The organism is Spiroplasma endosymbiont of Cantharis lateralis (assembly GCF_964030855.1).
GTDB lineage: Bacteria > Bacillota_I > Bacilli_A > Mycoplasmatales > Mycoplasmataceae > Spiroplasma_A.
In genome coordinates this window covers 316,501-338,543 of record NZ_CAXIQF010000008.1, presented here as the reverse complement: position 1 = coordinate 338,543, position 22,043 = coordinate 316,501, and the positions used below count along the sequence as shown (strand labels likewise).

At 25.1% G+C, this 22,043-nt stretch carries 19 protein-coding genes and 1 other RNA gene; 5 read left to right on the top strand and 15 right to left on the bottom strand.

Translation table 4 applies throughout. The features are described from left to right. Window positions 1-12: 12 nt before the first annotated feature. From ftsH to AAHM99_RS03780, 15 genes are all read right to left on the bottom strand, one after another. Window positions 13-1,929 carry an ATP-dependent zinc metalloprotease FtsH gene (gene ftsH, locus AAHM99_RS03850; RefSeq protein ID WP_342275396.1) on the bottom strand — a complete coding sequence of 639 codons (1,917 nt, stop codon included), beginning with the start codon at window positions 1,927-1,929 and terminating at the stop codon, window positions 13-15. Between the two features lie 39 nt (window positions 1,930-1,968). Next, window positions 1,969-3,114, bottom strand: a complete 1,146-nt coding sequence (gene tilS, locus AAHM99_RS03845) for a tRNA lysidine(34) synthetase TilS (RefSeq protein WP_342275395.1) — start codon at window positions 3,112-3,114, stop codon at window positions 1,969-1,971. Beyond that, window positions 3,107-3,829, bottom strand: coding sequence for a tRNA1(Val) (adenine(37)-N6)-methyltransferase (locus AAHM99_RS03840; protein WP_342275394.1), 723 nt, complete (start codon window positions 3,827-3,829; stop codon window positions 3,107-3,109). Before AAHM99_RS03840 ends, tilS begins: the two co-directional genes overlap by 8 nt. Then, a complete protein-coding gene (locus AAHM99_RS03835) occupies window positions 3,829-4,575 on the bottom strand; it encodes a hypothetical protein (protein WP_342275393.1) in 747 nt (248 codons plus the stop codon). Before AAHM99_RS03835 ends, AAHM99_RS03840 begins: the two co-directional genes overlap by 1 nt. Beyond that, the gene (gene tmk, locus AAHM99_RS03830; RefSeq protein WP_339029956.1) at window positions 4,575-5,204 is read right to left on the bottom strand and encodes a dTMP kinase; all 630 of its coding nucleotides are present in this window, start codon (window positions 5,202-5,204) and stop codon (window positions 4,575-4,577) included. The genes AAHM99_RS03835 and tmk overlap by 1 nt, the downstream gene beginning before the upstream one ends. Window positions 5,205-5,221: 17 nt before the next feature. Next, on the bottom strand, window positions 5,222-5,794 hold the full coding sequence (locus tag AAHM99_RS03825; RefSeq protein WP_342275392.1) for a toprim domain-containing protein: 573 nt from the start codon (window positions 5,792-5,794) through the stop codon (window positions 5,222-5,224). Beyond that, window positions 5,794-7,677, bottom strand: a complete 1,884-nt coding sequence (gene dnaX, locus AAHM99_RS03820; protein WP_342275391.1) for a DNA polymerase III subunit gamma/tau — start codon at window positions 7,675-7,677, stop codon at window positions 5,794-5,796. Before dnaX ends, AAHM99_RS03825 begins: the two co-directional genes overlap by 1 nt. Window positions 7,678-7,712: 35 nt before the next feature. Further along, the gene (locus AAHM99_RS03815; RefSeq protein WP_342275390.1) at window positions 7,713-8,138 is read right to left on the bottom strand and encodes a deaminase; all 426 of its coding nucleotides are present in this window, start codon (window positions 8,136-8,138) and stop codon (window positions 7,713-7,715) included. Between the two features lie 15 nt (window positions 8,139-8,153). Continuing rightward, window positions 8,154-8,251: signal recognition particle sRNA small type (gene ffs / locus AAHM99_RS03810), an RNA gene on the bottom strand. Window positions 8,252-8,355: 104 nt separating this feature from the next. Beyond that, window positions 8,356-9,621 (bottom strand): serine--tRNA ligase, encoded by a 1,266-nt coding sequence (gene serS, locus AAHM99_RS03805; protein ID WP_342275389.1) that lies wholly within the window; start codon window positions 9,619-9,621, stop codon window positions 8,356-8,358. Between the two features lie 2 nt (window positions 9,622-9,623). Beyond that, window positions 9,624-12,056 carry a DNA topoisomerase (ATP-hydrolyzing) subunit A gene (gene gyrA / locus AAHM99_RS03800; RefSeq protein ID WP_342275388.1) on the bottom strand — a complete coding sequence of 811 codons (2,433 nt, stop codon included), beginning with the start codon at window positions 12,054-12,056 and terminating at the stop codon, window positions 9,624-9,626. A 20-nt stretch (window positions 12,057-12,076) separates the two neighbouring features. Then, the gene (gyrB, locus tag AAHM99_RS03795; RefSeq protein ID WP_342275387.1) at window positions 12,077-13,981 is read right to left on the bottom strand and encodes a DNA topoisomerase (ATP-hydrolyzing) subunit B; all 1,905 of its coding nucleotides are present in this window, start codon (window positions 13,979-13,981) and stop codon (window positions 12,077-12,079) included. Window positions 13,982-14,050: 69 nt separating this feature from the next. Then, on the bottom strand, window positions 14,051-15,175 hold the full coding sequence (gene dnaN / locus AAHM99_RS03790; protein WP_342275386.1) for a DNA polymerase III subunit beta: 1,125 nt from the start codon (window positions 15,173-15,175) through the stop codon (window positions 14,051-14,053). A gap of 133 nt (window positions 15,176-15,308) precedes the next feature. Continuing rightward, the gene (gene dnaA, locus AAHM99_RS03785) at window positions 15,309-16,637 is read right to left on the bottom strand and encodes a chromosomal replication initiator protein DnaA (RefSeq protein WP_342275385.1); all 1,329 of its coding nucleotides are present in this window, start codon (window positions 16,635-16,637) and stop codon (window positions 15,309-15,311) included. 247 nt (window positions 16,638-16,884) lie between these two features. Further along, the gene (locus AAHM99_RS03780; RefSeq protein WP_342275384.1) at window positions 16,885-18,237 is read right to left on the bottom strand and encodes a hypothetical protein; all 1,353 of its coding nucleotides are present in this window, start codon (window positions 18,235-18,237) and stop codon (window positions 16,885-16,887) included. Window positions 18,238-18,410: 173 nt separating this feature from the next. Between AAHM99_RS03780 and rpmH the strand changes: the two genes are divergently transcribed. The 5 genes from rpmH to mnmE all read left to right on the top strand — a co-directional run bounded on the left by rpmH (window position 18,411) and on the right by mnmE (window position 22,040). Then, window positions 18,411-18,545, top strand: coding sequence for a 50S ribosomal protein L34 (gene rpmH / locus AAHM99_RS03775; RefSeq protein WP_342275383.1), 135 nt, complete (start codon window positions 18,411-18,413; stop codon window positions 18,543-18,545). Between the two features lie 8 nt (window positions 18,546-18,553). Further along, on the top strand, window positions 18,554-18,883 hold the full coding sequence (gene rnpA, locus AAHM99_RS03770; protein WP_342275382.1) for a ribonuclease P protein component: 330 nt from the start codon (window positions 18,554-18,556) through the stop codon (window positions 18,881-18,883). Between the two features lie 16 nt (window positions 18,884-18,899). Beyond that, window positions 18,900-20,102 carry a membrane protein insertase YidC gene (yidC, locus tag AAHM99_RS03765; protein ID WP_342275381.1) on the top strand — a complete coding sequence of 401 codons (1,203 nt, stop codon included), beginning with the start codon at window positions 18,900-18,902 and terminating at the stop codon, window positions 20,100-20,102. A 109-nt stretch (window positions 20,103-20,211) separates the two neighbouring features. Then, window positions 20,212-20,640: a hypothetical protein gene (locus tag AAHM99_RS03760; protein ID WP_342275380.1), complete on the top strand. Its 429-nt coding sequence runs from the start codon at window positions 20,212-20,214 to the stop codon at window positions 20,638-20,640. Between the two features lie 53 nt (window positions 20,641-20,693). Next, entirely contained in the window at window positions 20,694-22,040 is a 1,347-nt protein-coding gene (gene mnmE / locus AAHM99_RS03755; RefSeq protein ID WP_425288805.1) for a tRNA uridine-5-carboxymethylaminomethyl(34) synthesis GTPase MnmE, read from the top strand. Window positions 22,041-22,043: the final 3 nt, after the last annotated feature.

The window sequence follows — 22,043 nt, the reverse complement described above, 5'->3', positions numbered from 1 at the left end:
AGATAAAGTGTTTTACTTATCATCTTCATCTGGTTCAAATTCTAATATTGCTCCAGTTTCTTTTTTCTTATCTTCAGCATCTTTTCTGTTTTTTTCTTCTACAACTTCTTTTGGTAATTTATTATGTTTATCAATGTAATCAATTTGCTCAGCAGTAATTGTTTCTAATACTCTTAAAGATTCTGCAATTAATTCTAAAACATCTTTATGTTTATTTATAACTTCTAATGCAGTTTTATAACATTTCTCTAAAATAGTGTTTATCTCTGTATCGATTTTAAATGCCACCTCATCTGAATAAACCCCTTTTGTTTGTCCATATGATTCCTCTTGCATTGTTAAATATTTAGTAAGCCCTAAAGTTGACATACCAAATTGTGTAACCATTCTTCTTGCAATATTTGTAGCTTTATCTAAATCATCATGTGCTCCTGTTGTAATTTTATTTTTACCAAACATAATTTCTTCAGCAGCTCTACCCCCAAGATAACCAGCAATTGATGCAAATAAATCTTCTTTTGATGAAAAATTTGATTCATCCTTTGGAGTCATAATTGTATAACCACCTGCATTACCTCTAGGAATTATAGTAACTTTTTGAACCTTTGATGCAGACTCTAATCTTAATCCCATCAATGCATGTCCTGCTTCGTGATATGAAACAATTTGTTTATCTTGAATTGTCATAGCTCTTGATTTTTTAGCAGGTCCACCAACTACTCTATCAATAGCTTCATCTATATCTAAAATATTAATCATTTTTCTTTTATCTCTAACAACAAGAATTGCTGCTTCATTAAGAACGTTTTCTAATTGTGCTCCTGAAAAACCTGGAGTTCTTTCAGCAATACGCTTTCAATCAATTTCAGGTGATACAGATTTATTTCTTGAGTGAAGTTTTAATATTGCTTCTCTCTCACGAATATCTGGTAATGATATCTGAATAGTTCTATCAAATCTTCCTGGTCTTAATAAGGCACTATCTAAAACATCAACTCTGTTAGTTGCTGCCATAACAATAACCCCAGTATTTGATGCAAAACCATCCATTTCAACAAGTAATTGATTTAATGTTTGCTCATTTGTTGAAGCTCCCATTCCACCACTACGTTTTCTACCAACAGCATCAATTTCATCAATAAAAATTATACATGGTGCTGCTTTTTTAGCGTCACTAAAAAGATCTCTTACTCTACTTGCTCCTAAACCAACAAACATTTCTTCAAACTCAGAACCAGCCATTGAGAAAAATGCAACACCAGCTTCTCCAGCAACTGCTTTTGCTAATAAAGTCTTACCTGTACCAGGAGGTCCCTCCATAAGAACACCTTTTGGTACTCTAGCTCCCATTAATGCATATTTATTAGGATTTTTTAGATAATCAACAAGTTCAACAAGTTCAATTTTTTCTTCATTAATACCTGCAACGTCTGAAAATTTAACATCTGATTTAATTTCTCTTGGTCTTGTGTTTTTACCTGGGCCAAACATTCCTCCACCCATTCCACCTTTTGACATAGATGAAAATATTCAAATATAAAAACCAATTAAAATTACCATTGGTAATAAATTAATTATTAAAGTCATAAACGGTGAGTTTCCTTGTGATAATGTTATTATGTTTTGAGTAAAATCCTTAAAAGCATTATTATCATCACGAAGTGAAGTATAAGATGAATTAGTTAAAGTTAAAACAAACTTCCTTACTACTCCAGAGCTATTAGTATATGATCCAGATATAATGTGTAAACCACTGTATACCTGTTCTGTTGAATTTTTACTTATTTTATTATTCATTAATAGTTCAAGGAATTCTGATTCTGTTAGTTTATCTGATGTACCTGCAATAAACTGTCAAATAACAATTCCTATTACTATTAACATAACTATAAATAAAACCCATAATCATATAGATTTTTTCTTTTTCATTTTTCTTCACCGTTTTCTAATTTCTTTATAATTTTATCATTATATGTTTATTTTATTTAAAAGTATTTTGTTTGTTTTATCAAAAATTAAAATATTTTCATATCTTTTAAGATAATTTACCTTTTTATCTTTATATATTTTTGATAACAACTTAGCATTGAAAAAAATCTTAGATTGATATTTTTTTCAGTTATTTGTAATTATAATATTTTCATTATTCACTATATTATTTTTAATTAATTGCTCTTTAAAGTATTTATTTTGACTATCTTCAATTTCAAAAATATTTAAATCCTTAGATTTTAATACTCTAATGGTTTCATAATCTTTCATTAAAACTTGATTACCTTTTTTAATTTCAATTAACTTTTTTTTAGACAATAGTTGCTTTAGGAATTCTTTAACAATTGCCTTTTTTGTTTTATATAAAAACTGTGCAAAGTCATTTTTCTCTAAAAAATTAAATAAAAGATATTCATTTCAATCATTGTTATTAGAAAAGTAATTTAATTCTAACTGATTAGAGAAAGACAAGTTTTTTATTTTTAATTGATAGTCTGACAATTGATTATTTTTATTATTAATTTCTTTAATTAATTCACTAAAATCACTTTCTCTAAGAGTCGATCTTATTTTATTTCTTTCATATATTAAATTAGAATTTGTATAGTCAGTGATATAAGAAATTTTCATATCATCTAAATATTCTAAAATTTCAGATTTTTTAATAGATAATATTGGTCTTAATATTTTCTTATTTTTATAAAAAGATTGATTATTTATGCCAAAATAAGAGACCTTTTTATTACTTTGTTTTTGCATCAAATATGTTTCAATATGATCATTTAAATTGTGAGCAATCAATATTGCATCAGCTCCTTGATTCTCCAATTTTTTACAAAAAAAATCATATCTTATATCTCTTGCTCATGATTCAAAATTTTCTTTTAATTCATTATAATTTTGTTTAATAGTTTTAATAAAAAAATTAATATTATTCTCTTTACAAAGTTTTTTAATAAGCTCTACATCTTTGTTTGAATCTTTTCTAAAATTATAATTTACATGACAAACTACAAAATTTTTAAATTCATTTTCCAAAAGGTAATTAAAAAGAAAAACACTATCAGGTCCGCCTGATAATCCTAAAATATATTTCTCTTCTTTTTTTAGCAATTTAATCACCGAACATTTCTAATATTTCTTTTTTATAAGTTCCATCATCATTGTGAATATATAAAGGTTCCAAAATTTTCATTCCATCATTACCATCATTAATTGCTTCAATAAGAACTCTTTTTGATTCTTGTTTTTCTTTAGAATAAACTATTTGTATTTTCTTTACTGAGAAATTATTTTGCTTCAATAAAATAATAATTTCATCCAACCTATTGCTTAAGTGAACCATAAGAAATTTACCACCATTTTTTAATGCTATTTTTGCACTTTTTATTATTTCTTCTAAAGTTATTAATACCTCATGTCTTGCTGGAATTAAAAATTTACTTTTCTTATTAAGATTTGACTCTTTATCTACTTTAAAAAATGGAGGGTTACAAAATATTAAATCATATTGATTATTTTTATCCAAAACAAATTTTTTAATATCCATATTAACTATTTCAATTTGTTTTTCTAAATTATTTAATAATATATTTTTTTTTGCAATTTTACATGACTCTTCTTGAATCTCAACAGCTGTAATTTTTGATTTAGTATATCTCGAAATTATTAATGGAATAATTGCATTATTTGTTCCAAAATCCAAAATGCTTTTATACTTATTTGAAGGTTTCCAAAATCTAGCCAATAAAATTGAGTCAATACAAAAGTTAAACATTTTATTATCTTGAATTATTTTAAGTTTCTTATAATTTAAAATGTCATTTTTCACTTCCATTAAATCACCTCATACATTTTTATAAATAGATTTTCTAAAATCAAATTAATATAATTTGTTTCCTTTATTTCATTTATCGTATCTAATAAAAGTTCTTGTAAAAATTTTATATTTAAATTTATTGAATTCTCAAAAGCTATACTTAGGATTGCTATAATTTCCGATCTTTCCATCTTTTTGAAATTTATTAAATATTTTAATAACTTCTTCTTGTCCTTATTTAAAAATAAATTAATAATTTCTGAGTCTATTTGTTCTTTTTCATTTTCATTTTCGATTGAGAAAAGTTTACATCTAGATTTAATAGTACTCAAAATTTTATTTCTATCTTTTGTTAATATAACTGCATATGTATTTTGAGGTGGTTCTTCTAGAAATTTTAGTAGAGCATTTGATGCATTATCACTTAAATTTTCACCATTTGATAAAATGTAAACCTTATTTTTGTTATTCTCAATTCCTGAAGATGAAAATTTTATAATTAATTGTTTAATATCTTCTTTTGATATTTTTGATGTTGAATCTCCAATATAAGAAATATTTAAATTATTTTTATTAACGGTTTTTAAACATCAATCACAATTATCATTTTCAATCGAGTTATTTAAACAATATATCTGTCTTAAAACTTCATTTGAGATATTATCAAGATCAGTTTGATTTTCATTTGAAATTATTATTGAATGATAAAGTCTTCTCTCCTTTATTAGTTCATTAATAATGTTAAATACCTCCATTTTTTTCATTATTTTTTTGTTCTTTCATTAAGAGCATTATCAATTAAAAAATCTACTTGTTGTAAAACCTCGTTAATTTGTTTTCTAGAATCAACAACTTTAATTCTATCTGAATTTTCAGAAATCAAAATTTGATATCCTTCGTAAACTGCCTCATGAAACTTTTGGTTTTCTTGTTCCATTCTATCAGCACTTCTTTTTCTATTCATTAATCTTATTTGAGATTCCTTTGGAGTTATATCAAAAAATATTGTTAAGTCCGGTTTTGTTGAACCTAAAACAATGCTTTGTAATTCGTTTACATCAGCCATACCAATATTTCTTGCATATCCTTGATAAGCAGATGTTGAGTCCATAAATCTATCACAAACAACAATTGTTCCTTCTTTTAAAGCAGGAAGTATAATTGAATCTAAATGTTGTTTTCTTGCTGCTACATATAAAAGAGTTTCAGCTCATGGATTAATTGAATTTTTTTCATCTAGAATAATTCTTCTTAATTCTTCTGCCAATGGTTCTCCACCAGGTTCTCTTGTTAATAGAACTTTGTATCCCTTTTGAATTAAATTATCTTTAATCATTTTTGAAATTGTTGTTTTCCCTGAACCATCAATACCCTCTAATGAAATAAATAACATATTACAATTCCTCTAAACTAATCATCTAGTTTCTTTCTATTTAAAATTGCATCATTTAACGTCTCTTGGTCAATATAATCTAAAACTCCACCCAACGGAATTCCTCTTGCAATTCTAGAAATTTTTTCGCTTATTCCTTTTGTCTTATTAGCTATATAGTTTGAAGTAACTTCTCCTTCAAATGTTAAATTTAAAGCTAGCAATAATTCTATACCTTTATTAATTCTAACAAATAATTCACTTATTTTTATTTTTTCGGGACCTATATTTTTATTTAAATTTATTTCACCATTTAATACATGAATTATTCCATTGTAATTACTTTTGGCAATTTTTATAGCATCAAGCTTTGTAGAAACAACACAGATAATATTTTGATTTCTATTTTTATTATCACAAAAAGTACATTCTCCATTTTCTCTAAAGTAAAAACATATATCGCATTCACTATATGAGTCCTTTATTTGAGATATTATAGATTCCAATGAACTAATTTTATTTTTGTTAATTATTAAATCAAAAATAATTTTTTCAGCCGCCTTTTTACCAATTCCATCAATAGTTTTTAACTCTTCAATTATTTTATCCATTAATTCACAACCTTAATATTTTGATCTCCTAAAATTTCTTTAGCTCTTTTTAAATATTCATTTTCTTCATTATCATCTTTTGTTTTTAACATTTCATAGAAAGACTCAGTATTAATGCTTTCAAAGTTAGTCAATTTATTATTATCTTTTCTATCCATAAATTCAATTCTGATTTCAGATCATCTTTTTTTATCTAAGGAAATTATTTTTACTTCCTTACCAAAGTATTTATATATTAACTTTCTTATCTCTGAATTTTGAAGTCTATTATTAATTCATTTTGATATAGTTCTTTCCTCAGATACTAAGATAATAGAATCTTGACTAGATGCTGTTATTTTTGAACCATAAAACATAATAAAATTTTCTATAAATTTAGAACTATTATTAATTACATCTTCATCAAAAATACACTCAAATTTTTCTTCAAAATATTTTCTTGCTTCTTTATTGGCACCTACTAAAACATTTATAATCTGATCATTTGTAAAATCTATAAAATTTTTATAAATATTTGATTCTGAAATTAATAATTTCATTTGTAACTTTAAGAATTTAGATTCTCCATTTTCTTTAAAAAAGTCTGCTATATTATTTTTAATTTCAAAGCTATTATCTTCTATATTTTCCTTTTGAATATTTTGAGATTTAACTTCCTCTATATTTTCTATTGGTGTTTCAATACTCTTATCAAATAAAATATCTTTAGAATTATTTGAATTTTCTGCCTTTGGTTCATCTCAATTTATTTTAGAGCTGTAGATAGGAGTAATATCTTCTTCTATATTTTTAACACTTATAAGTTTATTAGTAGAAACAGTTTTTAATATATTTATTAATATATATTGAAAACTTATATTTGAGTTTTTAGACTTTGTATAAGAGTTAGATATGTTATCTGCTAAATCAAAGAATATTTTTATATTAGTTTCATTAAAACTATTAAATTCATCAATTGTTAAATTTTTTAAAAAAGCATAATCCTGTGTAAGTTTAACTTCAATTATCTCTTTAATAATATCTAATAGACTCAAAGTCATTGTTTGAAAATCAATTCCTTGATTATTTGAAACTTCAAAATACGATATTATTTCTTTTGTATTACCTTGAATTACATTTCTAATAATATTAATTTTTTCCATTTTTGTAGCAATATAAAATATTTTCTTAAGAATTTCAACGCTAACCTCTTGACTAGAAATTGTTAAAGCTTGCTCTAAGTAATTAAGAGCATCTCTTAAAGATCCATCTGACATGTAATAAATCTCGCTTAAAGCTTCCTTAGTTATTTCTTTTCCTTCTAAATTACATATTTCTTCAACTTTTTGTTCCAAATTTACTTGAGCAATTTTTTTAAAATTAAACAGCTGACATCTTGAAATTATTGTTGCTGGAATTTTTGAAAATTCTGTAGTTGCCAAAATAAAGATTACATGTTTAGGAGGTTCTTCTAAGGTTTTAAGTAACGCATTAAAAGCAGAGTTTGATAACATATGTACTTCATCAATTATATAAACTTTATACTTAGAAAAACTTGGTAATAAAGATATATTAGATTTTATATGTCTAATTTCTTCAACTCCATTGTTTGAAGCTGCATCTATTTCAAATATATCAGAGTGTGAATTATTATTAAATTCTTTACAACTAGTGCAATTATCACATGGGTTATATCCATTTAAATTTTGACAATCAACTATCTTTGCAAATATTTTAGCAATTGATGTCTTTCCTGTTCCTCTTTGACCAGAAAATAATAAAGCATGACCAAATGAATTTGAATTAATCTGAGATATTAATATCTCTTTAATTCCAGAATGCCCTGCAACTTGGTCAAAATTCTTTGGTCTATATTCTCTATAAAGTGACTTCTTATTCTCCATTATTTTTACTCCCCTTGCATAAATATTTTACCTAGTTATTTCCTCAAATTTAAAAAGAATTCTTTTAATTCGCTTTCAAAAACTTTATATTCCTTATGATCTCCCATTTTTTCAAATTTTATATAAGTTGATATTCTATTATAATTGCACTTTATATTATCTAAATAATATAGAACATTCTTAATATTAGCCTCTTCAATAACTGTAATACACATCAAACAAGGCTTTAATGTAGTTACTAACTTATATTCTCCCAAATTTTTAGTTCTCATTCTTTTATACATTTTATTTAAAACTCTAATTTCAGCATGATTTGAGAAATTATACTTCTTTTGCCTACTGTTAAAGGATTTTGCAACAATTTTATTATTAGTATCAATTAATAAGGCTGATACTGGAACATCCTTATTCTTCTTACATTTCTTTAATTCTTTAACTAGTATATTAAAAATTAATTCCATAAAAAAGTTCTCCTAAAAATAAAAAAAGTCACTGTACAAGGCACTAGATTCTTATGGCTGCTACCTTCCGGTCCTGACCAACTTCGAACGTCACCCTTACAATGACATTTATATAATAACATTTTTTGGACAAAATTATAGTCTTTTTATTTTTTCTAAATTGTTTCACGTGAAACAATTTAAAAAAAATAAAAAAAATAATGTTTCACGTGAAACACTATTCTAAAAAGTTAATATTACCTAAATAAGGTTTTAATACGTCAGGAATTAATAGTTTGTTACCATCATAATAATTTTCTAAAATAGCTGCGAATAATCTATCAATTGCTAATCCTGAACCATTTAATGTGTGTACATTTTCATTCTTACCATTTTCATTCTTATATCTTGCCATTATTCTTTTTGCTTGAAAATCTAAGCAATTTGAACATGAAGATATTTCCCTATATTTATTTTGATGTGGGAATCAAACCTCTAAATCGTAAGTTTTTGCTGATGAAAACCCTATATCTCCTCCACATAATTCAACAACTCTATATGGTAGATTAAATAACTTTAGACATTCTTCTGCATCTACAAGCATTTTTTCTAATTCTAAGTAAGATGACTCACTATCAGTAATTTTAACCATTTCAACTTTATTGAATTGATGTAGTCTTATTAAACCTTTTGTATCTCTACCAGCACTACCAGCTTCTTTTCTAAAACATTGAGTAAAAGCAGTTAAATACATAGGTAATTGAGATTTTTCCAATATTTTATCTCTAACAATGTTTGTCAAAGGAACCTCAGAAGTTGGTATTAAGTATTGATCACCAATTTTATATGCATCTTCTTCAAATTTTGGAAGTTGACCAGTTCCAAACATATTTTCCTTGTTTACTATTAAAGGAAGAAACATTTCCTTGTAACCATTGTTTGTATGTCTATTAATTAGTATATCTGCAAGAGCTCTAATTATTTTTGCCCCCAAATTAGTATAGACAACAAATCTTGAACCAGACAATTTTGAACCTAGTTCAAAATCTACTAACCCTAGTTTTGATGCAATATCTCAGTGTGCTTCACCATTATTCTTTATTTTTCCTACTTTTCATGTCTTAATTTCAACATTATCATCTTCGCTTTTACCTAAAGGAATGTTTTCATTTGGTATATTTGGTATATAACTCAATTTATGATTGATTTCGTTGCTAATTGTTTTTAGATCATTATCTAACTTTTCAATCTTTTGATTTATTTTTGAAACCTCATTTTTTAATTTTTCAATTTCATCTTTTTTATTATTTTTACTTAAAATTCCAATATCTTTTGAGATTTTATTTTTTTTAGCTTTTAATTCTTCTACTTTAAAAGTTACTTCTTTTCTTTGTGAATTTAGTTTAATAATTTCTTTTAAATCTGAATTAAAATCCTTATTTCTCTTTTTTAAACTTGAACTGACCTTATCAAAGTCACTTTCAATTTTATTTATATCTAGCATTTTTATTCACCTTTATTTCATTCTAATGTAGTTGATGTAATAGTTTCATCCTCTTCTAAGTTAAATCCAATTACCCCAGCAGAGTTTCTTGATTGCAAGTTGATATCTTGAGCCCCAATTTTTATTATTTTACCTTTTGAAGAAATCATTAAAATTTCATCTGTTTCTCTAATTGCTAAAAGAGATTTAAATTTTCCTGTCTTATCACTAAGTTTCATTCCTAAAACACCCTTAGCACCTCTACCAAAAATATTATACTCACTTATAAGTGTTTTTTTAACAATTCCTTTTTCCGATATTGTTGCCACACTTTCGTTTTTGTAACTTGAGCATGAAGAAACAACAAAATCATTTTTGTCTAATCCCATACCTTTTACTCCTCTAGATGATCTAGACATTGGTCTGAAATTATCTTCATTTACTTTAATTATTTTTCCATTCAATGAGGCTATTAAAATTTCAGTACCTCCAATTGTTGGTATTACTGAAACTAGTTTATCTCCTTCGTCTAAATTAATTGCAATTTTTCCAAAGTTATTAATTCTGTTAAATTCTTCTATTTCAACTTTTTTAACAACTCCTTTTTGAGTTACAAAAAGTAAATATTTAAAGATATTTTTTTTATTTTTTAAAGGTAGAATCGATGTTACTCTTTCAGATGAGTTTATTCCAATAAAGTTAATTACTGGAACACCTCTAGCATTTCTAGAAAATTGTGTTATATTATAGGCTTTGATTCTATAAACTTTTCCTTCATCTGTAAAAAATAATACATCATCTTTTGTTTTACCAAATTTTGCAATAGAGATATTATCTTCATGATTATTATTTATAATGACACCTTTACCACCACGTTTTTGAGTTTTAAATTCCTCATTAGAAAGTCTTCTAATATATCCATCTTCTGATAAAGTTATTAACATTTGACTATCTTGAATTAACTCTTCATCATCAATTTGAGTTTCATCCTCTTCAATAATTTTTGTTCTTCTTTCATCACCAAATTTATTTACTATTTCTTCAAGTTGACTAATAAGTAAATCATTTTGTTTCTCTTTTGAAACTAAAATTTCTTCAAGTTCAGATATTCTTATTTCTATATTTTTAATATCTAATTCTACTTTTTCTCTTTCCAATCCTACTAATCTTTGTAATCTCATATCTAAAATTGCTTTGGATTGTTTTTCATCAAATCCAAAAGCTTTAAATAATTTTTGATGTGCAATTTCAGTAGTTTTTGATTCCTTTATAATTTTTATAATTTCGTCAATATGATCTAATGTGATTCTAATTGCATTTAGAATGTGTAGTTTAGAATTTAACTTATTTTTTTCAAAAATACTTCTTTTAACAATTATTTCAATTTGATGCTTTACATAAAATTTAATTATATCTTTAATGTTTAAAACAACAGGAATCCCATTATTTAGAGAAAGCATATTTATTGCAAAACTAGATTGTAGATTTGTATATTTATAAAGTTTTTTAATTATAAGTTGAGGGTTAGAGTTTTTAGATAATTCTATAACAATTCTAATTCCTTCATAGTTAGATTCATCTCTAATGTCTGAGATACCCATTATAATTTTGTTTTTATAAAGTTCTACAATTTTTTCAACAACCTTTAATTTATTAGTTTGATATGGGATTTCACTAACAACAATTCTTTGATTTTTGCTAGTTTCTTCAATATCAATTTTTGACCTTATTATTAAATTACCTTTACCGGTTCTGTAACCTTCAATCATACTTTTTCCATTTGTCATTAAAGCTCCTGTTGGAAAATCTGGACCTTTAATAAACTTTAAAATATCATCAATTGTCATTTGATCATCTTTTATATATGCAATAGTTGCCCCTACAACTTCTCTTAGATTATGAGGTGGAATATTAGTGGCCATACCAACAGCAATACCAGTTGCTCCATTAACTAAAAGATTTGGAAAATAACCAGTTAAATACTTTGGCTCTCTTTCAGAAGCGTCATAGTTATCAACAAATGGCACTGTTTCCATATCAATATCTTTTAATAATAAAGATGTAATTTTTGAAAGTCTTGCTTCAGTATAACGCATTGCAGCTGCACCATCACCATCAATTGAACCAAAATTCCCATGTCCCTCAACCAATGGATATCTGTAAGAAAAATCTTGTGACATTCTAACCATAGCTTCATAAACTGATGAATCTCCATGTGGATGATATTTACCAATAACTTCACCAACAATACGAGCAGACTTTTTATGAGGAGTATCTGATGTAATTTTTAAATCATTCATAGCATAAATAATTCGTCTATGTACAGGTTTTAATCCATCTTTTAAATCAGGAAGAGCTCTACTAACAATAACACTCATTGAGTATTCTAAAAAATCTTTTTCAACTTCACTTTTAATGTCCATTTCCAAAATACGACCGTGTTTTATTTCACTCATTTAGTTATACCTACCTATTTTTAAATATCTATATTTTCTACAAACTGTGCATTCTCAGTAATAAACTGTTTTCTTAAATCTGCATTTTCTCCCATTAAACTAGAGAAAACTTCATTTGCAAGAAATGCATCTTCAACTTTAATTTGAATCATAGTTCTTCTTTCAGGATCCATTGTTGTTTCTCATAACTGAATAGGATCCATTTCACCAAGCCCTTTATATCTTTGAATTGTATATTTTAATTCTTTATACTTTTCATCTTTTAATTGATCAAGTTCCAAATCATTATATGCATAGTCAAAAATGTTTTTTCCATTATCAATTTTATATAACGGTGGTTGAGCAATATAAACATTTCCATTTAAAATTAATTCCTTCATATATCTATAAAAGAAAGTCAACAGTAATACTCTTATATGCGCACCATCAACATCAGCATCGGTCATAATAATTATTTTTCCATATCTTAATTTTTTAAGATCAATATCATTTTTAACACCAATTCCAACTGCTGCAATAATAGATTGAATTTCATTATTATCAAAAACTTTAGACTGTTTTACTTTTTCAACATTTAAAACTTTTCCTCTTAAGGAAAGAATTGCTTGTGTTTTTCTATTTCTACCAGTTTTTGCACTACCTCCAGCAGAATCACCCTCGACAAGATATAATTCACATTCTTGAATATCTTTTGACTCACAATCTGCTAATTTTCCAGGTAATGAAAAATTATCAATTGCTGATTTTCTTCTTGTATCTTCTCTTGCTCTTTGAGCTGCTTTTCTTGCTTTTTGAGAAACTAAAATTTTCTCAATAATCTTTTTAGCATCATTTGGATTTTTCAATAAGAATTCTTTAAATGCTTCATTTGTTATTTCTAAAACTGCTTCCTTAGCATCTGTATTAGATAATTTTGCTTTTGTTTGTCCCTCATATAAAGGATCTCTATGTCTAATTGAAACAACAGCTACAATTCCTTCTTTTAAATCATCTCAAGTAAATTTATTACCTTTAAAGTTTTTTAGATCATTAGTATAAGAATTAACTGCTTTTAATAATGCGCTTCTAAATCCCTCTTCATGTGAACCACCTTCAGATGTAAAAATATTATTACAGAATGAAAATAAATTTTCATCATATGTTTCGTTATACTGAATTGAAATTTCAACTTCAATATCATTAAAACTATTTGACATATAAAAAATTTCATCATGTACTTTTTCTTTTCCACTATTTATTTCTTTTATATAATCCTTTATTCCATCTTCAAAAATATAGCTAAGATATTTATCATTTCTTTGGTCATATAAATTTAGTTTTAATTTTTTATTTAAAAAAGCCAATTGTCTAATTTTATTTTGAATTACCTTAAAATCAAAATCTATAACCTCTTTAAAAATTCCTGGATCAGGTTTAAATTTTATAATTGATCCATTTGAATCAGAATTTCCAATTTCTTTAAGAGCAGTTGCATTTCTACCACCTTCAGAAAATCTTTGATGATAAATTTTTCCATCCCTTGAAATCATTGCTTCAACATATAATGATAATGCATTTACAACCGAAGCACCAACACCATGTAAACCACCTGAGACTTTATAAGTGGCTTCATCAAATTTACCCCCAGCATGTAAAATAGTAAAAATTGTTTCTAAAGTTGTTTTTTTTGTTTTTGGGTGAATATCAACTGGTATTCCTCTCCCATTATCTTTAATTATTATTTCATTTTGATCAGTTATAAAAATAGATATTTCATTACAAAAACCTGCTAATGCCTCATCCACAGAGTTATCCAATATTTCTCAAATCATATGATGAAGACCAGTTTTATTTGTATTTCCAATATACATTCCAGGTCTTTTTCTAACAGCTTCTAATCCTTCAAGTACTTGAATTTGATTAGCTCCATACTTATTATTTTCCATAATAAAAATACCTCTCACTTACTTTAATTATATCATTTAAGTAAGTGAAAGGTATGTACATATAAGTTATTAATTTGAAAACATAGGTAAAATAATTTGACTCAAATCCATATCCTCAGAAGAAGATATAACAATTGGTTTTTTAGAATCAATTAAATTAATTTCCACATTTTTAGTTTCAAAAGTTTTTAATGAATCAATTAAATATTTTGAGTTAAAACAAATATTTTGTTCATCTAATCCTTTTAATTCAAATTCCTTAAAAATTTCTTCAAAACTACCAATTTGATGAATATTAGATTTAATAAAAATACTATCATTATTTAAAATAAGATTTACAACTGTTGACGTATTTTCTTCACTTGGAATATCTGCTCTTGATATTAGTTTAAAAAACTTTTTATTGTCCATATATAATGTTGTATTAAAATCTGTTGGAAATACTGCATTAACATCAGGAAATTGTCCCTCTAAGATTGTTGTTTGAAATAATGTATTATTAATTATAAAAGTTACATGACTATCAACAGAGACAATTTTACATTCTCCTTTTTCTGGTAATAATTTTATTAATTCTAAAACGCTTTTATGAGGTATATTAGTTTCAAACTTAGTTGGAATTTCATCAAACAACTGTATTCTTTTTCTTGATACTCTAAAACCATCAGTTCCTGTAATATAAAACATTGAATTGTCTATAGAAAAATTTAAACCAGCTAATACTATTTTTTGATTTCATTCATTTACAGAAATTATTGTTTGATTCAAACTTTTTTTAAGATCTATATTTTTTACTGTAACAATGTTTCCTTTTTCTCTAAAACCAATAGTTGGATAATCATTGTAATTTAAAATGTTTAATGAGAATTCAGATTTTTCTCCTGATAAGGAAACTAAATTTTCTTCTATACTAGAAACATTAACAATGTCATCATCCATACGTCTAAGTATTTCAAGGAAATATTTACTTCTTATTAAGATAGAACCAGTTTCTTTTATTAATAAACCATTAGTTCCCATGTCAATAATTGTTTTTATTGACATTGATGTATTTGAAGAAATTAAAGAAACTTTATCTGCTTCAATTTCTAATAAAATTCCACTAATACTTGGTGTAGGTGATTTTGAATCAATAATTCTATTACATTTATTTATCTCTTCAATAAAAGATAGCCTATTTATACTAAAGAACATTTAAAATACCTCCATATTTATTATCTATTATTTATATTATTATTATGCTCTTAAAATGTGGATAACTTTTAAAATACCAATAAAATAAGAACTTTATGAAAATATTTTACCACTTTATACTATTTTTTTATAATTAAGAAGTTATGTCCTTTTTAATCTTCTTTAATGTATTCTTAAAAATTTTATCTTCAGCAATAGCCTTTTTAATTTTATTACATGCATTTATAACAGTTGTATGATCTTTTCCACCAAACAATATACCAACTTCTGAATAATTTTTTTTCATTAGTTCATTTGTTAAATACATTGAAACGTGTCTTGCAATAACAACACTAGATACTTTATTTTTTGCATCAATTGATTTTACATTAACTCCATAATTTTGAGCAACAACACTTTTTATTTTTTGAACAGTTATTTCTCCACCAGGAGCATATGAATAGTCCTCTAATAATTTTTGTATAGTATCAAGTTCTATTATTTCTCCTATTGAATCTTGTTCTTGTATTAGTTTAAATTCAATTTTATTAATTATTCCTTCAATTTTTCTTACATCAGATCCAAAATGAGATGCAATATATTTTTTTGATTCATTTGTTAAATTTAAATTTGCAATTTGAGTTTTATAATCAATTATTTTTAAAGCTGTTTCAACATCTGGTGGTTCAATTTTTATACTTAAACCTTGATTAAATCTTGAAACTAATCTTTTATCAAAACCATTTAATAATTCAGGAAATTTATCTGAAGTTATTACAATTTGTTTACCTTCCTCAATAAAAGCATTAAAAATATTGAAAAATATTTCATTAGTCTTTCCACTATTTGCAAGAAATTGAATATCGTCTATTAATAGAACATCAATTTCATTCATTTCAGTTTTTGTTTGTTCTATTTCTTTGAAACCACCTAGTAGTGAATCTAAAATTTCTTTTCTAAAGTCATTTGATGCATAGTATTTGATATTTAAATCATCCTTTTGCAAATTTAGTTCATTATTTATAGCTTTAAGTAAATGAGTTTTACCTAAACCAGAATCTCCATAGATAAATAATGGATTTCATTTATTACCTAAATTATTTATTAAAGCTTTTGAAGCATTATATGCTTCACTATTACTTTTACCTGAAATAAAACTATCAAAATTAAAATCTTTTCCAATATTTTTTTTCTTACTTATTATTATTTCACTTATCTTTTTTTCTTTTTTAAATTCTTCTTTTGATAAAAAACTTATTGAAATATCCTTTTCCAATATTTTACTTATTTTATCCTTAAGTTCTTTTACAATGTTTTCCAAATAGTACTTAGACAAGTCTTTATTAACAACAATAACCTTCTGATTTTCTGAAAGATCTTCAATTGAAGCACTCTTTACATACTCTTCATATACGTTTGGTTCGATTAAATCAGAAGATATTAATCACTTTTTAATTTCTTTTCATAATGCTATGTTACTCATTTTTTTACCCACCTTGAATACAACATTTAAATTATAAGTTATCCACATAGTTTTGATGTGCATAACTTTAAAAATATACCAAAAATACTTAAATTGGGGATAAAAAAAGTTAAAATATGCCTTAAATAAAGGTTATTTCAATAGTTATCCACATACAAATGTTATTAATAAGTTGTTAGAAGTTACACAAAATACAATAATTAGTATGTAGATAATAAGCGATTATGTCTCAAAATACAAGATTTATCTAATAAATAGATCTTGTATTTTTTCTTTTTCTATCAAAAAAATATCAGTTAGTTGCTTTTCAAGGAGATTCAATTTTGGGTATTTTGGTAGTTTCAAATTCTTTATCAGATAGTGTTTTCATACTTCCATGTAAACGTTCATCTTCAACTTGAATAAGATTGTAAATGTCATTTCCAATTAATGCATAATACTTTTTATTTACAGTTTCCATAACCATTACTTTTAACTTTGGCTTAAAGTAAATTGGAGTAAAGCCCTTACATATAAATCACTTATTTTTTTTAAAACTAATACTATGACCATTATCAATAATTCTTTCACTTCGATAAGAGAAAACAATATCTTCATCTTGATCAAATTCTCTAGTTACTGATTCTAATTGGTCTAAAGGGATTGAAAAATCTTGATTGTATTCTTGAATAAGATGAGGTAAATAATTATTTAACTGATCAATATTTTTTAAATTTAAGAGTCTAATTATTTGAGGTCATCTTCTTTGCAATGTTCCAAAAGTTCTTTCAACTAATGCTTTTTCTTGGGGGATTGAAGTTGTTTTTGTATTTACTCCAAGAGAGTGAAAAATAAATTGTAATTGTGTATTTGAAACGCTATCACCAAAGTGATCACGATTATTTTTACTACTAAAAACATTTCTATTATCACTAACATTTAATTTTGGTAAACCGTAATGTTTAAAGGTTTTTTTATAGATATTGTAATAGCTTTCAGTAGTTTCTTGTTCACTGAAATAGCCTGCCAAAATCCTTTTACTAGCTTTATCAATTACAATATGCAAATGACATTTTAAGTTTTTAATCCATTGATGATTTGAAGCATCAGTTTCATAGATTTCTCCAAACTTTACAATTTTCTTTTGAGTAGGATGGGGTTTGCTTGTTATAATTGATTTTGAAAGATACTCGCTTGTTAAATTTTCTTGGTTTGCTGCCTTTAAATTTTTACGAATATCTTTTTTTGTTTTTCTGTTAAGAGTATCAATTAAAATATTTTCTTCTATTAATATGTGTCTAATTGCAGAATAGCTTATTTTGCTTTTTCAATTTCTTTCTCAATAATGTTTAATACTAAAGTCATAATATTTAGTTTGAAATAATTCAATTATTTCATCTTTAAATAACTGTGAAATTTTATTTATAGGTATTTTATTGGTATTTTTATGAATAAAAGATTTTGCTCCAATCTCTTGATATTCTTTAAGTTTTCTTCTTGTGTGTCTAACACTATAACCTAATTTATAGGCTGTATTTTTAATAGATTCTTTTCTTAAAGATAAGTCTTTAATTAATCTTAGTTGTTCTTGTTTCATGGTATTTAATATTAGTCCTTTCATAAAACCTCCATTTATTGATTATAAAGGAGGACAAAGTCGCTTGTTAATATGTAGGGACATAATCGCTTATTACTCATAAGAAGTTACACAAAATACAATAATTAGTATCAAAATATCTGTGTTTTAAGTTATAATATTTAATGAAGTTTTGTTTTAAAAAAAGGAGGTATTTTATGAAAAGAACTTGACAGCCAAGTAAAATCAAGCATGCTAGAACTCATGGTTTTAGAGCTAGAATGGCAACTAAAAATGGTAGAAAAGTTATTAAAGCAAGAAGAGCTAAAGGTAGAACTAAACTTACTGCATAATAATAAATATGAAAAACAAAAATATAATTAAAAAGAATCATGAATTTCAAAGTATTATAGGTTCTAAAAGATTTATTAAATCAAAGGAATTTGTGATTTATTTTAAAAAAAATACTTTAAATAGATTTAGATACGGAATATCTGTTGGAAAAAAAATGGGTAATGCAGTATTTAGAAATAAAATTAAAAGACAACTAAGGTCAATGATTTATGAATTATTAGATGATCACAAAGATAAGAACTTTGATATTATTTTAATAGCTAGAAATTTATTCTTAAATAAAGACTATAGCTTTAATTTAGAAGTTCTGAGAAAGTCTTTATTACAAATAAAATAAAAGAGAGGTGAACATCTTGTACAAACAGGATTATTCTAAATATCTAAATAATAATAATAATAAAAAAACTACAAAAGATAAGTTAAAAATCTTTTGAGTTTGAACTAAGTTGATATTATTTGTATTTATTATTGTCTCAATGCTTTGAGGTTGTGTACAAATGTATCAACCAAAGTATACAGTTAGTACTATTACTGATATGTCTGGAAATAAAATATTTTCTCCAGGTGTCTCTTTTGAAATAATTATTAATTCATTAGGTGATTGAAGTTCAAAGAATCATTGATTCCAAGTAGACAATAATGGTAATATGGTTGAATATGCCTTTAATCCAATATCCTCTTGAGGTCAAGCATTTACAGTCACTTCATCTCCTTTTTATGGGTTCTTTGTTTACCCAATCTCTTGGGTATTAGTTGGGTTTATAAGTCTATTCTCTACTCATAATGAGAAAGGATTAGATCCTAATTCAGCATCATATGGAGTTTCAGCAATATTTGCAATATTCTTCACTTCTTTAATAATTAGAGGAATTACATTAGCATTTACTTGAAAAACACAAATAAATCAAGAAAAAATGCAGGGTCTACAGTCAAAACAAGCTGAAATTCAAGAAAAGTATAAGCATTCATCGGATCCAAGTGCAAAACAAAAACAACAAATTGAATTAATGGGATTATATAAAAAGGAAGGTATAAGCCCAATGAGTTCGCTTGCAACGTCATTCTTATCTATGCCTTTCTTATTTGCGATGTTTTCTGTTGTTAGAGCAACACATGCACTAAAAGTTGCAACTGTTGGTAAAATAACTTTGGTAGAAGTACCATTTGAACAAATAAAACAAGGGAACTGAATATATTTAACTTTAATTGTTATTTATTTACCCCTACAAATTACTTCAATGTTACTTCCAATGATACTGCAGATGTTTAAAAAGAAACCAAAATTAGAATCAGAGCAACAAAAAAAAGCTAGAAAAAAACAATTAATTATGCAAATAGTATTTATGGTTGTATTCCTATTCGTTGTATTTAATATTGCTTCTGGTGTTGCTATCTATTGAATTTTCTCTTCGACATTCCAAATAATGCAAACTTTAGGTTTCCATTACTTAAAAGAAACTAGAGTTTCAAGATTAAAGAAAAAAAGAGAAAAACAAAATAATAAAAATAAGACATTAGCTGCAAAAGTCTCAAATGAATCTAAAAATAAAAAATAATAAAATAAATCACTTCCTAATAAGTAAAAAGTCAAAAACAACACTGGTTTTTTACGAAAAAATAAATGAAGTGATTTTATTTATTTCTAGTCAAAAAAGAATTGAAATAATGAAGTTTTTAAATGAGCAGCTATTAAAAATTTCTAAAATTAAAATAATATCAATTTTTAGAATTGAGTCAAAGAGTAAAAATGTAATTGCATATGATTCAATTTTAGAACTTAATAAAGAAACAAAATTGAATTTATGAAGGGTTATTAAAAGCTTAATAAAAATGAAGTTTAATATCTTTCTGGATTTTGAGATTATTAATTTTAATATTTCAAATAAAAATAAGAAGGATTTCAATAGATTAAAATTGAATAAGATTATAAATAATGTTCTACTTTCAAAGCAAGAAGAGATATTACCATCATATCCTAAGCCTTTGAGAAAAGAGATCAATATGATAATTTCCAAGTATAATAACCTTAAAACAAAGACATCAGGTCAAATTGGCGAAAGAAAAATTAGAATAATATACAAGTCAGAACATTAATATTCTGATTTTCTTTTTGTTATAATCAAGATTGGGAAGTTGGTAAAATGAAATTAAATATAAATGATACTATAGTTGCTTGTGCTACTAAAATAGCAAAGCAAGCAATATCTATTATTAGAATATCTGGAGAAAATGCTTTTAAAATTACAAATAGGCTATTAAAAAATAAATTAACAAAGAGTAGCAAAATTCAAATTAGAAAATTATTTGATAAGAAAGATCTTATTGATGAAGCTTTAATTTTGACATTTGCAAATGGTAATTCATTTACAGGTGAGGATGTTGTAGAAATACAATGTCATGGAGGAATTCTACTTACAAATCATATTGTATCTCTATTAATATCATATGGAGCAAGACCAGCCCTACCAGGTGAATTTTCTCAAAGAGCTTACTTAAATGGAAAAATAAACCTTATACAAGCTGAAAGCATTAATAATTTAATTGATTCTAAAAATGAACTGTCCTTAAAAATTAGTGCTCTAAATTTAGAAGGAAAAAATCATAAGTCACTAATAGATATGAAAAATGATTTAATAGATTTAATTTCAAAAATTCAAACATCGATTGATTACCCAGACTATGATGACGTTGAGGGTTCAAGCCCTGAAGAAATTATTGAACAACTAGATTTTTTAAAACAAGAGACCTTAAAAATATTGGATATAAGTAAAAGATTTAATTTTTTAAAAACTGGAATAAATACCCTAATACTCGGAGAAACAAATGTTGGAAAATCCTCACTTTTAAATACTTTAATTTCAGAAGAAAAAGCTATAGTAACAGAAATTGAAGGTACTACTAGAGATATTGTTGAAGGAGAATTAAATTTTACAAACTTTACACTAAATTTAATAGATAGTGCAGGTATAAGAAAAACTGATAATAAGGTTGAAAAAATTGGAATTGAAAAAAGTATTTCTTTAATCAATACATCAAATCTTATTTTATTTGTTATAAATAAAGGTAAAATTAATTATGAGATATATGAAAAAATAAGAAATAAAAAACATCTCGTTGTACTAAATAAATCTGAATTGCTTAAAAAAAGTGATATTGAAGAGATTAGAAAAGAGTTTAAAGATTTAGTTGTTGTTTCTGCTCTTAAGGGAGATATAAAGGACCTTATTAGCAAAATTGAATTAGAATTTAATAATGAAGATATTTTAGAAAGTGATATTCCAGTTTTATCAAATTTATTTCACATAGAAATGTTTAAGAATATATTAACATTATTAGAAAATAGTTTAAAAAATATTAAAGAAGGTTTTACAACTGATTTAATAAATGTAGATCTTTATGAAATTTTAAAAATTCTAAATAATCTTTTAGGAATTTATGACGCGGATGAAGAAGTTATTGACAATATTTTTAGAAAGTATTGTCTAGGAAAGTAGGTT